Origin of the sequence: Dyadobacter sp. 676, assembly GCF_040448675.1 — a bacterium.
Classification (GTDB): domain Bacteria; phylum Bacteroidota; class Bacteroidia; order Cytophagales; family Spirosomataceae; genus Dyadobacter.
In genome coordinates, this window is sequence record NZ_CP159289.1 from 7062611 (window position 1) to 7076649 (window position 14039).

The following is a 14039-nucleotide window of genomic DNA, read 5'->3' on the forward strand; positions in this document are numbered from 1 at the left end:
CACCGATGTATTCACGCAATTGGGGAAGCGTTCGGTTACCTGACGACCGTCACCTTCAGAAAAGTGGCAGGAATGGAGGTCGTGTTTTTGTCGCCGCTCCTGTTCTGGCTCTCGAAAAGGACTTCGAGCTCCTGTTGCAGCTCGGCTTCCCTACCATCCTTCGCGGCGGCTTCGAACGCATTCATCGTGGGGCCGTAGAACTTCCTGAATCTTTCGAGGAAGGCGGCCGGCGGAATGGGCGCCTCGAATGTGAATGTTTCCCGGCTGAACGAGATGTTATTTTTCTGTGCCCCTGCCGCCGCAAAGCGTTCCGTTACCTCCTTTTCAACACCCCATAACATAGGGCTGATAAACCCTTCCGGCGGTGCGGGGGTGTATGCCGAGCTCACGCGCAGGATCTGCGCCACCAGCGTAGGGTCACCGGGAATCCAGTTGCCCATTATGATCTTCCCGCCCGGGCGCGTCACGCGGAACATTTCCCTCGCTACGTCGAACGGTTTCGGCGCGAACATTGCTCCGAATACGCTTACGACGAGATCGAACGATCCGTCGGGAATGTCGTTCAGATCGACTGCATCGCCTTCACGGAAAGAAATATTGGTCAGCCCTTCCTCTTTCGCACGGCGGTTTCCCGCCTCCACGAGGTTCCGGGCGATATCGACGCCCTGCACATTGGCACCGAGCTTCGCTGCCGGGATTGCGGTAGTACCGTCCCCGCAGCCGAGATCGAGCACATCCATTCCTTTTTCGATTCCCAATCCGGCCACCAGTTCGGCACCGCTCCGGCGCATGGTTTCGGCCAGACGTGTGAAATCACCTTTTTCCCACAATGCTTTGTTTGGATTCATTTCGTTTTGTTTTTGTTGAAAATACGACCGCAAGTTCCGTACGCCGGGTTAGGTGCCCAATACTGATTAATCAGTATGCGGGATCGGGAAGCGCTCTCCAAAGAAGCTTTCACAGGCCAAATATAGGTTCATAATCAACCTATTATGCAGCTTTTATCTTTTTTCGAGTTAACGGAAAAACGCGGCGGTATTTCGAGTAAACGGCGGCGACCGGCCTCGTGGATCTGACTACCCATGAGGTCGCTACCGAACAACGAATCAACCCACCCGGGGATTGATGTAAGAGCCTATTCGGCTTTTTTGCGAAAATAAAGCACTGCAACGATAATCAGGATCAGGGCAGCCACGATGATGGGAACATACATAACGCTCGATTTTTGGTGGATTCTGCGTCTATAATTTCAGGTCAACCGGTTTTGCGGTGCGGGCCGCTTCGTAAATGGCCATAAGTATCTTCACGTCCCTGAGCCCCATTTCTCCCGGCACGCGGGTCGGCTTGTTGTTGAGAATGCAATTGGCGAAATCGTCCATTTGCAACGCCTGCTGATTCACGTTTTCCAGCCCCATTGGCCCCTGAGAAGTCTTGCCTTTAATGCCTTTGTACTCGTAGGCCGGTTCCAGTTCGTACCATCCCGTTTTACCCTCGACGCGCAGGCGGTTGCCGCTTCCGACATAGGCGGTACGGCAGTTCGCAACAGCGCCGCCTGGAAATTCCAGTTGAAAGTCGATAGACTGCTCCACCTCGGCAAACTTGTCCACATCCGTTTTCGGTCCTTCTTTCGCCAATACCCTGACCGGATTGGCGCCTGCCGAGTAAAGCGCGCCCTGCACGCAATAGATACCCAGGTCCATCAGCGGCCCTCCACCCGATCGTTCACGGTCGAGCCGCCAAACGCCTTTCTCCATTTCCTGGCTGTTTTCGGCCACAATTTTCCGGACATCGCCGTACATTTTCTTTTTTCCGAATTCCATAAAAGTGCGGTGATGCGGCTCGAAATGCAGCCTGTACCCGATCGACAGCATCTTTCCGGCCTGCTTGCAGGCGGCGATCATCGCCTCGCAATCCTCAACACTGGTTGCCATTGGTTTTTCGCAGATCACATGTTTACCGGCTTTGGCCGCCCGGATCGTGTAAGTCGCATGCAGCGCGTTGGGCGTAACCACGTAAACGATGTCGATATCGGGATTGTCCCGGATAGAATCCATGTTCTGGTAATTGTAGATGTTCTTATCCGGTATTTTATACTTGTCTTTCCATTTCCCGATTTTCCCGGGCGTTCCCGTGATGATCCCCGTCAACCGGCATCGCTGAGTTTTTTCGAGCGCCGGCGCCAGCTGTTCCTCGCTGTATTTTCCCAAACCCAGCAGAGCGACGCCCAGTTTTTTGTCCTGGGGAAAAAATGGGGCCTCTTCCGGCGCGTAATGGGCCGCAGCCTGACCGATCCCTATCAAACCCATTGCCGGGACGATCATCGCCGTTTGCTGTAAAAACTGTCTTCTTGGAAGCACTATTTTCATAATTAACCTGATTTTGGTAAACAAACCTGCCCGGAACCGGCATCCCTCGCATATTTGCATGCGCTGCCGAGCGCCACATTAACGGGTCCGAAAAATTCAGGCGCTTTCACCTCCCAAAACCATGCCAGCAGCGCTCCTGCGCGCCGGCCGCTGAAAATCCCCGCTTTCCCCGCGGAATGGGTACGCTTCACACCAAATCACCCCGGCCTCATAGTAGCCAAATATGTCCCGACATGCCGCGGAACGAATTTTGTAGACGCCGCGCATCGAAAAAATTGGGGAAATCATGCAAAACCAGAAAGACAAAAACACAGACGAGGCCGTAAAAAAGGCGCTCGAAAGCGGCAGGAACGCCAACGACAATTTCCAGGAGGGCGAAGTGGACCGGTACGGCGCTGAATCATCCCGGGAAATACAGGAGCGCGACGAAATCAAGGGCGGTGCCGGCCAGCATGGCAAGGACAGGAACCGCAACGACGATTTCGATCATGACAACGATTAAGAAATTACACCAGTCAACCAAACATACTTATGGATACCAGAGACTATCCCGCAGATCTGTCGAATGTAATTTTCACGGATCTGCAAGGCATCAGGCGCAGGGGCATTTACAAAAGAGGCCAGGGTTTCCAGGAGATTTCCGAAACCGAGATACCGCGGGAACAGGAATCCTTCTTTCCTGAGAACGATATCGTAAAGTGGGAATACGAGCCGGAAAGCCAATCTGAATGATCCAGTGCGGGCTCCACGCCTGGTCCCACCTTAAAAACTATACGCCTACCTGCCGTTACAATGAAAAAAGAAGACATTATACCGGGAGACTGGTACCGGATCCTCTTTGGGGAAACACCGGTCGCTTTCCTGGCCGAAATATTCCTCAGAACCATTATTATGTACGTTGTGCTGCTCGTCACCGTGCGGATGATGGGCAAGCGTATGGGCGGCCAGCTCACCATTTCCGAGTTGGCCGTAATGATCACCCTCGGTGCCATTGTTTCGCCGGGCATGCAAATGCCGCAAACCGGTTTGTTGCTTTGTACCCTGATCCTGCTTTGCGCCCTGCTGTTCCAACGTGGCCTCAACCTGCTGGAATATAAAAGCGAGCGCTTCGAGCACATCAGTCAGGGAAAATTGAGTACGCTGGTCAAGGACGGCATAATGCAGCTGGATGAAATGCATGTTACCAAGGTTTCGCGCCAGCAGCTGTTCGCGGCGCTGCGCAACAGGCAAATCTACAACCTCGGCGATGTCGATCGCGTGTACCTCGAAGCCTGCGGACTGTTCAGCGTCTACCGCCACGCCACGCCACGGGCCGGCCTTCCGCTGTTTCCGCCCCACGATCCGGATATCGCCGGCTTCGGACAGGCGCCCACCGGACATACGCTCGTGTGCGCCAACTGCGGCAAGGTCGCCGAAGGGCCCGACAGTAACCGGCCTTGCCCCGTATGCGACGCCACGCAATGGGGTGAGGCCACTATCTCGAATTCCAATCAACCCGCGAGCACGGCCCTATGAAAAAAGAAGACATTCATTTCGGAGACTGGCAACGCATGTTCCTGGGCGACGTGCCGGGGGGATTTTACTGGGAAGTGGTATTGCGGATTGCGATTATTTACATTGTCCTGATGGTATCGATGCGCCTGATGGGTAAAAGAATGGCTTCCCAGCTCAGCAGGAACGAAATGCTCGCCCTTGTGTCGCTTGCGGCGGCGATCGGCGTGCCATTGCAGGCACCCGATCGCGGCATTCTCGCAGCGGTTGTCATCGCTGCCGTGGTCGTTTTCATTCAACAAATGCTGGCGTCGCTCGCCAGCCGGAACCAGCGGTTCGAGTCGGCCACCCAGGGCGACATGACGGTCCTGATTACGGACAGCACGCTTAATCTCGAAAAAATGAAAGTGACCGGCATTACCAAAGAAAAGGCATTCTCGCAGCTCAGAAGCAACGGCATCCGGCATTTGGGCGAGGTAAAAAGGCTGTATTTCGAAGCGGACGGCTCCTTTGCGATGATCCGCAACACCCAGGCCCGCCCGGGCCTGGGAATCCTGCCCGAGGACGACACTGACTTTATCAGGCAAGTATGCCGCCCCACCGACGTGCCCGTATGCAAGCGATGCGGCCTCACGCTCGGAAGGGATGACCGGAACTGTGGCAAGTGTGGAAGCGACGAGCGCGTGAATGCGGTAATATAGTGCACGATCAATCTATTGAAATATGGGTAAAACTATCATTCCCCTTCTTCTCTTACTGCTGACTTTCCGCGCATTCGGACAGCAGAAGGTGGCCTCCCGGCAATTCAGGGAAAATTTCTGGTACAAAAACAGCATTATTTACAACCTGGAAATCGGCACCTTCAAGGACAGCGACGGCGACGGGCGGGGCGACATCAACGGGTTGATCAGCAAGCTCGATTACCTGAAAATGCTGGGCGTCGATGTGATCTGGCTGGCGCCGTTCCAACCCTCGCCCGGTGCCGATGACGGCTATGACGTGGCCGACTACTACGGCATCGAGCCTGCCCTCGGAACTGCCGGCGACTTCGCCGAGCTCATGCATCAGGTCAAAAAAAGGGGCATGCGCGTTATCATGGACCTGGTGATCAATCACACTTCCGACCAGCATCCCTGGTTCAAGAACGCACGAAGCGCGAAGAATGCCCGGTACCGCGACTGGTACGTATGGTCGCCCACCAAACCGCGCGATGCCGACAAGGGAATGGTTTTTCCCGGTGTTCAAAAGTCCGTGTGGACACTCGACAGCATCACGAACGAATATTATTACCATCGCTTCTATAAGTTTCAGCCCGACCTCAACTTCATGAACCCCGAGGTCATGAAGGAAAGCCAGCGCATTATCGGATATTGGCTCAATCAGGGTATTTCGGGCTTCCGGCTCGATGCCGTGCCGTTTATCATCGAGGTCCCGTATACCGGTTCCGACAAGCCCAAACTGGATTTCGGCTTCCTGAAAGACATCCGGCAGTTCGCCCAATCGCGTCAGGCCGATGCCGCGATCCTGGGCGAAGCGAATGTCGAACCGAAGGAAAACATCAGCTATTTTGGCGAGCATGGCGAGGGTATCCAGCTGATGTTCAACTTTTTCGCCAACCAGCACCTGTTCTACGCATTTGCCACCGGGGACCTGAAACCATTCAGACAGGCCATGCAAGAAACCGCCACCATCGCGGAAAGCGCTCAATGGGCCTATTTTCTACGGAACCACGACGAGATAGACCTCGGCCGGCTGAGCGATGCGCAACGCGAGCGCGTTTATGCGGCCATGGGCCCGGACACCAACATGCAGCTTTACGACCGCGGTATCCGCCGCAGACTGGCCCCGATGATGCGCAATGACCGCCGCCGGCTCGAAATGGCTTACAGCCTGCTGTTCTCGCTCCCCGGCACGCCGGTGATACGTTATGGCGAAGAGTTGGGAATGGGCGACGACCTGCGGCTCAAGGAACGGCTCTCCGTTCGCACACCCATGCAATGGAATTCCACTAAAAATGCCGGCTTCACAACCGCGGGCTCCGCATTCAGGCCCGTAATCGACGAAGGCGAATACGGCTTTAAAAAAGTAAACGCGGAAGCACAATGGCGCGACAGTACTTCGCTGCTGAGCCGGATCGCCGCGATGACCCGGGTCCGTAAATCATGCCCGGAGATAGGCTTGGGCAGCCCCACAATCGTGGAAAGCGGCTCGGAAGATATTCTCGCCATCCGTCACGACTATGAGGGTAAATCGCTGATTATACTACACAATTTTTCCAATGCCCCCCGGAAAGCCAGCTTCGCAATCAAAACCGGTCGAAAGCTGTACGACCTGTGGAATGTGGCGGGAGACAGGGAAGTCGCCGACGGCCGCGTCTCCGTCGAACTTCCGGCTTATGGCTACCGCTGGTTCCGGATTGACGGGGTATTGCCCTGATGCGCTCTATTTAACCCAATGCAATATCATGCAAACAAAAGCCAAATTTCAATTAAAAGAAGGGCAGTCGGAAACGGTTCGCATCGCCCGCGAGGATGTGCAAGAGATCGTTCCGGATGCCGATTTCCGGTTTAGTCTGATCATACTCAAAGACGGCGCAAAGCATTTTGTATGCGGAACACTGGAAGAGGTAAACCAGCAATTTGAACAAACCAACCGTGCTTTATGAATAAAATTATCCGTTTGATCCTGGCTATTGTATTCCTGACCGCCTGCTGCCGGGTGGCGAACGCCCAACTAACTGTTTTCAATGTGCCCTCATCGGAAATAACCGACCGTGGCAGGCTCAGTTTTCAGCAGCAGTTCGAGATCAGCGAACAAGTAGAGTCGTCGACCACGATAACCTACGGCCTCGGAAAAGGCTGGGAAGTGGGCCTGGACGTCTTCAACCTCGATTACAACCTCAAAACGAGGCATTTCGAGTCCAACGACCTTACCGATTCGATTCCTTACGCGCCGCTGCTGATGGCCAACGCGCAAAAGAACTTCGAACTGCCCAACGGCATTTCCATCGGGCTCGGGGGAATTGCGGGCACCAATTTATCGGGGCACCATCGTGCGGCATTTGTTTATTATGGCTATTCCAACCTGCTTTTCGAAACGGGGCCGCTGGGACAATACAAGTTCGTGGCGGGTCCGTACGTGAGCAATCACCGCTACCTGAGCCGCGGACCCGTGGCGGGTTTCCAGGGCGGGCTGGATGCGGGTATATGGTATCAAAAGTTGCATCTGCTCGCCGACTGGATTTCGGGCAGCCATCAAAAAGGCCGGCTGACGCTCGGAATAGGTGTTTATCTGACGGATCAGATTCCACTTTCACTTGGCTGGCAACGCCGGAACAGCGACGGCTCCCAGGCCGCCGTTGTCCAGCTGACGATCCTTCCGAAATGAGCCGGCCGGGCTACTGTCCGTTAAACTCCTTTTCCAAAACGGCCAGATCGATCCTCTTCATCGGGAACAATGCCCGGCATACGCGGTTGATCTGCTCCCGCGAACCGTTAACAAGCATTTCTTCCAAAGCAATGGGGGAAATCTGCCATGAAACGCCAAATTTGTCTTTAATCCACCCGCATTGCTCGGCATGGGGAACGGCAGACATCCTGTCGGTATAGCGATCCATTTCGGCCTGATCCTCGCAATTGACAAGCAACGAAACGGCTTCATTGAATGCGAACTTGTGTTCATGGGCGCTATCCATCGCCGCGAACCAGGAGTCGGCCAGTTGAAAATCCGCGAACATGACCGTACCGGGCTTATCCGGGGCCATGCCCTCGGCGTAGTGGTGTATCCCTCCTATTTTAGAGTCCGGAAAAACCGAACAGTAAAAATTGATCGCCTCCTCGGCCCTGCCACATTGCTCTCCTACAAACAGAAGCGAAGGTATGATCGGCGGACGAGGGTCTCCGTCGGGATTGGTGAGGATCAACTGCCATGAAACGCCGTATTTATCCGCCACCCATCCGTACCGCTCGCTAAATGGATATTTATCGAGCGGCATCAACGCCGAACCACCGTCGGACAGTTGACTCCACACCTGGTCCAGTTTTGCCCGCGCGGCGTCCGCGGACCCGCCGAAAAACAACGGATCGAAATTCACCATAAACGAAATGGACGGATTGAACTTGAAAAGCGGCCCCGCGCTGATCGCGTAGAACTTCTGGTGCCAGAGCTCAAAAACAACCATATCGCAATCGCCGGACGGCGAGCCTTCGATGGTGGTAATGCTGGTGACACGGGATTCTGGAAATACGGAAGTATAAAACGCCGCTGCCTCTTCGGCTTCCTTGTCAAACCATAAATGTGGGACTATTTTTTGCATGGCCAGTGAGTTTAAGTTGTTAATGAAAAGGATGCAGGCTACCCGCCCGATAAATGTAAGCGAAAATTCCACACCGGCGCCTACCGGCTGTCATTTTAGTTCGACAACTCTTTCAGGGCCGCATAACTTGATGTATGTTTACGAAAGACACCTTCAAACCGCCGCACTAACCCACGTCGACCCATGATAAACCTGAAACAACTCCGTGCCTGGACTACGGTTGCGCTTCTGGGCCTTTCGTCCTGCGCAGGCTATCAGCGCACCGACCTGTACTTCGGCCGGGACATTCCGGGCGGCGGAACGGTAACCGACCAGCAATGGAAGAATTTCAGCGACAGTGTCATCAGCGCCTATTTTCCGGAGGGTTACACGGAGTGGGATGCTCATGGCCGGTGGAAAGACACCGAAACGAAACAAACGATCACCGAACCTACCAAAGTGGTCACATTTCTGGGCCGGAAGACCCGGCAAAGGAGCGCCGCACTCGACAGCATTACCCAGTGCTACCTGCGCCGGTTCCGCCAGCAGAGCGTACTACGCACCGACATGAAACCGAAAGTAAAGTTCATCGGCAACACACCCTGATTCCGCCGCCGGAACAGCCCGCCCCGTAGATTGAAACCGCTAAAAGACGTACCGGCCGGTCACGCCGCAGATTGGCACGGTTTTTACATTTCGGAAATCGACAATCAACCATTATAAGAGGTAATTGCTATGAGAAAGCTTTTGATAACCACGGTAATTTCATTGGCTTGCTCGGTTACGTACGCGCAAAGCACCAGCAGCTCAACCGACAAGTCTAAAACGAGCAAAGCAACCGGCCAAGGGGTACAAACACCGACGCCCAGGAACGAAAAACAGAAAGCCGATCAGGCGAAAGACCAGCAAGCGCAAACCAGCCAGGCGCAGGGCGCAAACTCCAACAAGCAGAACCCGACCGACCAGGTAGCGCAGCAAAGCAGCGAAAACGACGGCAGTACCAGGCCCGGCGGTGCAACCCACGAAAACGCCAACTATGTAGGCCGGTATTCGGATCGTGAGGATAACAAGTCCATGCTGTTTTCCAAAGAAGCCATCGCAATACGCCGCAAGAACCTGACCGAACCCGATACCGTAATGAAAAAGGGCAGTGGCGCGTCCGAAAACAATATGAGAAATCATACCGGCACAACCGGCAATTACCGCAACCTTGCTACCCAGACAAGCCGGATACCGTCACGGGAATAAATCACCGGTATCCGCAAAACGATACAGGCAACCCCCCGGGATATTCCGGGGGATTGTTATTTGTCCGCTATTCGATTGGCCGGGCTGCTTTTTAGTTTCTGCAAGACTTCCAAAATGGTGGTATCCTCGACTACATTGGAATCGGCGTCGTGATAGTAAAAATCGTCCATTTTCCACTTGCGCATTTCCCCTCTCGACTTTCAACCGGTATTCTTCCAGCGAGCGGCAGTAATAATGGTTCAATTGAATGGTGTCGATACTCGGATCGGGCGTAGCATGTTCGATCAGCACAAAATGCTCGGTAACACAGAAACAGCCGGGTTTGTAATAAAAGCAATGCTCCCTATGCGCCAGCTGGACATGGCGCGGCTGGACAATACTTTTAATATGTCTGTGGGAAGGGAGGACGTTTCCGACCGGCGCGTAAAGTTTTCCAGTTGCCGCCCGGACGGTTTTCCGAACGTCGTTACTGGAACCGAATATCAACCACGAAACGCCCTATCCGCCGCCAAGCTGCGTAAACGCCGCATGCTTTCCAGTTACCTGTCGGCGTCCGGCATAGTCGGAGCGCTGAGATTTTGCATATATTTGGTTTATGCATACGGACTTCGAACATTATCTGGCCAAACAAACGACGCTGCCCGCCGAGACCATCAGGTACATCAGCGGCCTGGCGGTCCTGCGGGGGCTGCACAAGAACGAAGCGCTCCTGAATGCGGGGGAAATCTGCCGCCATAAAATATTCGTTATAAAAGGTATGCTCCGTACCTACCATATCAGGCCCGACGGCAACGAGCATATTCTTCAGTTTTCGCCGCAGCATACGTGGACGCTGGACGTTGAAAGCTACGACAGGCAAGTACCATCGCTGGTGAACATCGCGGCGGTGGAACGAAGCGAGGTCTTGCTCTGGAAAAAAAGCGATTTCGACAGCCTCCTGAGGAATATTCCGGAACTTAAAAGCCTTTCCGAAAGGCTTATTTCCCGCAATATCTATTCAAGCCGGAACCGCATCCTGACGATTCTGAGCGGCACGCCGGAGGAACGGTATGCCGATTTTGTCCGCGCATTCCCCGACTACCTTTCGCGAATGCCGCTTCGGATGGTCGCCGGCTACCTGGGTATTTCCCTGAAAACCCTGACGCGGATACGACACGCGCAACTGCGGCGCGAAGCAGGAATTATGGACAAATGACCTTGTTCGCGCCTCCGCGCAGTTTCAATTTTGCATCAAACAAAATTGAAACCATATGCGTGTATTTGTAACAGGGGCCTCGGGGTTCGTAGGCTCCGCGATTGTCGACGAACTCTTAAAAAATGGCCATGAAGTGCTTGGTCTGGTACGCTCCGACAAAAGTGCCGGAGCATTGGAAGCAGCCGGGGCGACGCCGCTCCGCGGGGATGTAAACGATGCCGGAGTACTCTACGCCGGAGCGACAAATGCCGATGCCGTCATTCATACGGCATTCAATCATGATTTTTCCCAATACAAAGCCAACTGTGAGGCCGACAGGCAGGTCATCAAAACGCTCGGTGAGGCGCTGGCAGGTTCCGGCAAACCGCTCGTGGTCACTTCCGGGACCGGCATTTTGCATTACGACCGGCCGATCACCGAGGACGACGTGCTGAGCGCGGGCTCGGACGTTATCCCGAGGGCGGTCACGGACGAAGCCGCCAATGCCGTCGCAGCTACGGGCGTCGACGTATATATCGTGCGCCTGCCGGCTAGTGTACACGGCGCGGGAGATCATGGTTTTGTGCCGATTATCGTCGGCATCGCGAAAGAAAAAGGCGAGTCGGCCTACATTGGCGACGGCGACAACCGCTGGCCGGCGGTGCACCGCTTTGACGCGGCCGTGCTTTATCGCCTGATCATCGAAAAACGTCCGGACCTTAAAGTGCTGCATGCCGTAGCGGAAGAAGGTATCCCGTTCCGCGAAATTGCCAAAACGATCGGCACGGGGTTGAACCTGCCCGTGACGGGAAAAACCGACGAAGCAGCTACTGCCCATTTCGGCTGGTTTACCCATTTCGCGGGCATGAACTGCGTAGCGTCGAGTGCCAGAACACGGGAAACACTCGGCTGGGATACAAACGCTCCCGGCTTGCTTACCGACATCGAAACGGCGGGTTACCTCACCGCTTCTCCCGCAGCCCGGCACTAAAAGGTCCCGCAATGCGAGATAATTCATGTGTTAACACCAGCTTACCTGATCGCAAGATACTGAAAATGCATTAAAATAGATTTTTACTATTGAATTATAGAATTAATCGATTTTGACAATACATTTCAGTATTTTACCTTTATCCCGCTGCACAAATACCAGATGCAGGCAAGTATGGTTTAACACATGAACTTATCGTAATGGAAAACGGATCTAACGACATCAGTAAATGCCCTTTTCACAACGGGACAATGAATCACAATGTAGGCGGCGGCGGTACCGGGAACCGGGACTGGTGGCCAAACCAACTGAAACTCAATATCCTGCGCCAGCATTCATCCCTCTCCAATCCGATGGGCGAAGATTTTAACTACGCCGAAGCTTTCAAAAGCCTCGATCTGGAAGCAGTCAAAACGGACCTTCACGCACTCATGACGGATTCGCAGGACTGGTGGCCTGCCGACTTCGGGCATTACGGGCCATTGTTTATCCGGATGGCATGGCACAGCGCGGGAACTTACCGGGTATTCGACGGCCGTGGCGGCGCCGGATCAGGTCAGCAGCGTTTTGCACCGCTCAACAGCTGGCCCGACAACGTAAGCCTCGACAAGGCACGCCGGCTTTTGTGGCCCATCAAACAAAAATATGGTAACAAGCTCTCCTGGGCCGATTTGCTCATCCTCGCAGGTAATATCGCGCTGGAATCGATGGGTTTCAAAACATTCGGGTTTGCCGGGGGCCGGGCCGATGTATGGGAAGCCGACGAGGACGTATATTGGGGTTCGGAAACTACCTGGCTGGGCAACGATCGTCGCTATGCGCACGGCAAGCCGGGCCCCGACGATCAGGGCGTACTGCCCACCGACGAGAATGCGGATGGTAACATTCATTCCCGCCACCTCGAAGAACCGCTCGCAGCGGCACATATGGGGCTTATTTACGTAAACCCCGAGGGGCCCGACGGTAACCCCGACCCTATCGCCGCTGCAAAGGATATCCGGGAAACTTTCGGCCGGATGGCAATGAACGACGAGGAAACCGTCGCATTGATCGCCGGCGGCCACAGCTTCGGTAAAACACATGGCGCGGCATCTTCCGACCACGTGGGACCGGAACCCGAAGGCGCTGACCTCGAACATCAGGGACTGGGTTGGAGCAACAGTTTCGGCTCCGGAAAAGGCGCCGATACCATCACGAGCGGCCTGGAAGTAATCTGGACGACTACGCCCACGAAATGGAGCAACAACTTTTTTGAAAACTTGTTCGCTTTCGAATGGGAACTGACCAAAAGTCCGGGCGGCGCCCATCAGTGGGTAGCCAAAGATGCCGGTGAAATCATACCGGACGCTTACGACAGCACCAAAAAGCACCGTCCTACGATGCTGACGACCGACCTCTCGCTGCGTTTTGATCCTGTTTATGAAAAAATATCGAGACATTTTCTCGAAAATCCCGACGCATTTGCAGACGCATTCGCCCGGGCGTGGTTCAAACTGACGCACCGCGACATGGGCCCGCGCAACCGGTACCTCGGCCCTGATGTACCCGAAGAAGTCCTCCTGTGGCAAGATCCTATCCCGGCTGTGGACCATGAACTGGTCAACGACAACGATGTTGCCGCCCTGAAAGCGAATATCCTGGCCTCCGGCCTGAGCGTTTCCGAGCTGGTCGCCACCGCATGGGCTTCGGCTTCGACGTTCCGGGGCTCCGACAAACGCGGCGGCGCCAACGGCGCCCGCATCCGTCTGGCGCCCCAAAAAGACTGGAAAGTGAACAATCCGGCGCAGTTGCAAAAAGTACTCCGCACATTGGAGAGCATTCAGCAGGAATTCAACGATACACAATCGACGGGCAAGAGAATCTCACTGGCCGACCTGATCGTGCTCGCGGGCTGTGCCGGTGTGGAGAAGGCAGCGCAGGACGCAGGACATGCTATTACCGTTCCGTTTACCCCCGGCCGCACGGACGCATCGCAGGAGCAGACGGACGTGGAATCGGTAGGCTACCTGGAACCGATCGCCGACGGTTTCCGCAATTACCGCAGCACCCGATTCAATGTTTCAACCGAAGAATTGCTGGTTGACAAAGCGCAGTTGCTGACGCTTACCGCGCCGGAAATGACGGTACTGCTCGGCGGTTTGCGGGTACTGAATATCAATTATGATGGTTCCAAAAACGGCGTTTTCACAAACCGTCCGGGCGTGCTGACAAACGATTTCTTCGTTAATTTGCTCGATATGAACACTTCGTGGAAGGCGATGAGCCAGGACAGGGAAACGTACCTCGGTACCGATCGTTCGAGCGGACAACCTAAATGGACGGCCACCCGTGCGGATCTCGTATTCGGCTCGCACGCCGAACTGAGAGCGATAGCCGAAGTGTATGGCAGCGCCGATGCCGGGCAGAAATTCGCCAAAGATTTTGTTGCGGCGTGGAACAAGGTCATGAACCTCGACCGGTTCGACCTGGTCTGAT

General features: G+C 54.7%; 16 protein-coding genes. 12 read left to right on the plus strand and 4 right to left on the minus strand.

The genetic code is table 11. The annotated features are described in order from the left end of the window. Nucleotides 1-35: 35 nt before the first annotated feature. Both ABV298_RS30910 and ABV298_RS30915 read right to left on the minus strand, forming a co-directional pair. Nucleotides 36-848, minus strand: coding sequence for a class I SAM-dependent methyltransferase (locus ABV298_RS30910; RefSeq protein WP_353719967.1), 813 nt, complete (start codon nt 846-848; stop codon nt 36-38). Between the two features lie 393 nt (nt 849-1241). Then, nucleotides 1242-2366 carry a Gfo/Idh/MocA family oxidoreductase gene (locus ABV298_RS30915; protein ID WP_353719968.1) on the minus strand — a complete coding sequence of 375 codons (1125 nt, stop codon included), beginning with the start codon at nt 2364-2366 and terminating at the stop codon, nt 1242-1244. 286 nt (nt 2367-2652) lie between these two features. Between ABV298_RS30915 and ABV298_RS30920 the strand changes: the two genes are divergently transcribed. Genes ABV298_RS30920 through ABV298_RS30950 form a run of 7 tightly spaced genes read left to right on the plus strand, consistent with a single transcriptional unit; the run spans nt 2653 to nt 7244 of the window. After that, complete coding sequence (locus ABV298_RS30920; protein WP_353719969.1) at nt 2653-2868, plus strand: hypothetical protein; 216 nt, start codon at nt 2653-2655, stop codon at nt 2866-2868. Nucleotides 2869-2897: 29 nt separating this feature from the next. Further along, nucleotides 2898-3098 (plus strand): hypothetical protein, encoded by a 201-nt coding sequence (locus ABV298_RS30925; protein WP_353719970.1) that lies wholly within the window; start codon nt 2898-2900, stop codon nt 3096-3098. A 60-nt stretch (nt 3099-3158) separates the two neighbouring features. Further along, complete coding sequence (locus ABV298_RS30930; RefSeq protein WP_353719971.1) at nt 3159-3881, plus strand: YetF domain-containing protein; 723 nt, start codon at nt 3159-3161, stop codon at nt 3879-3881. Then, nucleotides 3878-4558 (plus strand): YetF domain-containing protein, encoded by a 681-nt coding sequence (locus tag ABV298_RS30935; protein ID WP_353719972.1) that lies wholly within the window; start codon nt 3878-3880, stop codon nt 4556-4558. Before ABV298_RS30930 ends, ABV298_RS30935 begins: the two co-directional genes overlap by 4 nt. A 22-nt stretch (nt 4559-4580) precedes the next feature. Further along, a complete protein-coding gene (locus ABV298_RS30940; RefSeq protein ID WP_353719973.1) occupies nt 4581-6293 on the plus strand; it encodes an alpha-amylase family protein in 1713 nt (570 codons plus the stop codon). A gap of 28 nt (nt 6294-6321) precedes the next feature. Further along, nucleotides 6322-6522 carry a hypothetical protein gene (locus tag ABV298_RS30945; RefSeq protein WP_353719974.1) on the plus strand — a complete coding sequence of 67 codons (201 nt, stop codon included), beginning with the start codon at nt 6322-6324 and terminating at the stop codon, nt 6520-6522. Further along, on the plus strand, nt 6519-7244 hold the full coding sequence (locus ABV298_RS30950) for a hypothetical protein (RefSeq protein ID WP_353719975.1): 726 nt from the start codon (nt 6519-6521) through the stop codon (nt 7242-7244). Before ABV298_RS30945 ends, ABV298_RS30950 begins: the two co-directional genes overlap by 4 nt. Before the next feature lie 10 nt (nt 7245-7254). On the opposite strand, the gene ABV298_RS30955 is transcribed toward ABV298_RS30950, so the two are convergent. Continuing rightward, nucleotides 7255-8172 (minus strand): VOC family protein, encoded by a 918-nt coding sequence (locus ABV298_RS30955; RefSeq protein WP_353719976.1) that lies wholly within the window; start codon nt 8170-8172, stop codon nt 7255-7257. 183 nt (nt 8173-8355) lie between these two features. Here ABV298_RS30955 and ABV298_RS30960 point away from each other — a divergent pair, with 183 nt between their 5' ends. Both ABV298_RS30960 and ABV298_RS30965 read left to right on the plus strand, forming a co-directional pair. Continuing rightward, complete coding sequence (locus ABV298_RS30960; RefSeq protein ID WP_353719977.1) at nt 8356-8757, plus strand: DUF3574 domain-containing protein; 402 nt, start codon at nt 8356-8358, stop codon at nt 8755-8757. 129 nt (nt 8758-8886) lie between these two features. Beyond that, nucleotides 8887-9399 carry a hypothetical protein gene (locus ABV298_RS30965; protein ID WP_353719978.1) on the plus strand — a complete coding sequence of 171 codons (513 nt, stop codon included), beginning with the start codon at nt 8887-8889 and terminating at the stop codon, nt 9397-9399. A 56-nt stretch (nt 9400-9455) separates the two neighbouring features. Here ABV298_RS30965 and ABV298_RS30970 read toward each other — a convergent pair whose 3' ends face one another. Continuing rightward, nucleotides 9456-9584, minus strand: a complete 129-nt coding sequence (locus ABV298_RS30970; protein WP_353719979.1) for a hypothetical protein — start codon at nt 9582-9584, stop codon at nt 9456-9458. Nucleotides 9585-9994: 410 nt separating this feature from the next. On the opposite strand from ABV298_RS30970, the gene ABV298_RS30975 reads away from it, so the two are divergent. The 3 genes from ABV298_RS30975 (at nt 9995) to katG (ending at nt 14038) form a co-directional block, all read left to right on the plus strand. Continuing rightward, nucleotides 9995-10594, plus strand: a complete 600-nt coding sequence (locus tag ABV298_RS30975; RefSeq protein ID WP_353719980.1) for a Crp/Fnr family transcriptional regulator — start codon at nt 9995-9997, stop codon at nt 10592-10594. A 55-nt stretch (nt 10595-10649) separates the two neighbouring features. Beyond that, a complete protein-coding gene (locus tag ABV298_RS30980; RefSeq protein ID WP_353719981.1) occupies nt 10650-11564 on the plus strand; it encodes an SDR family oxidoreductase in 915 nt (304 codons plus the stop codon). 200 nt (nt 11565-11764) lie between these two features. Then, the gene (katG, locus tag ABV298_RS30985; protein ID WP_353719982.1) at nt 11765-14038 is read left to right on the plus strand and encodes a catalase/peroxidase HPI; all 2274 of its coding nucleotides are present in this window, start codon (nt 11765-11767) and stop codon (nt 14036-14038) included. The last annotated feature ends 1 nt before the right edge of the window (nt 14039 follow it).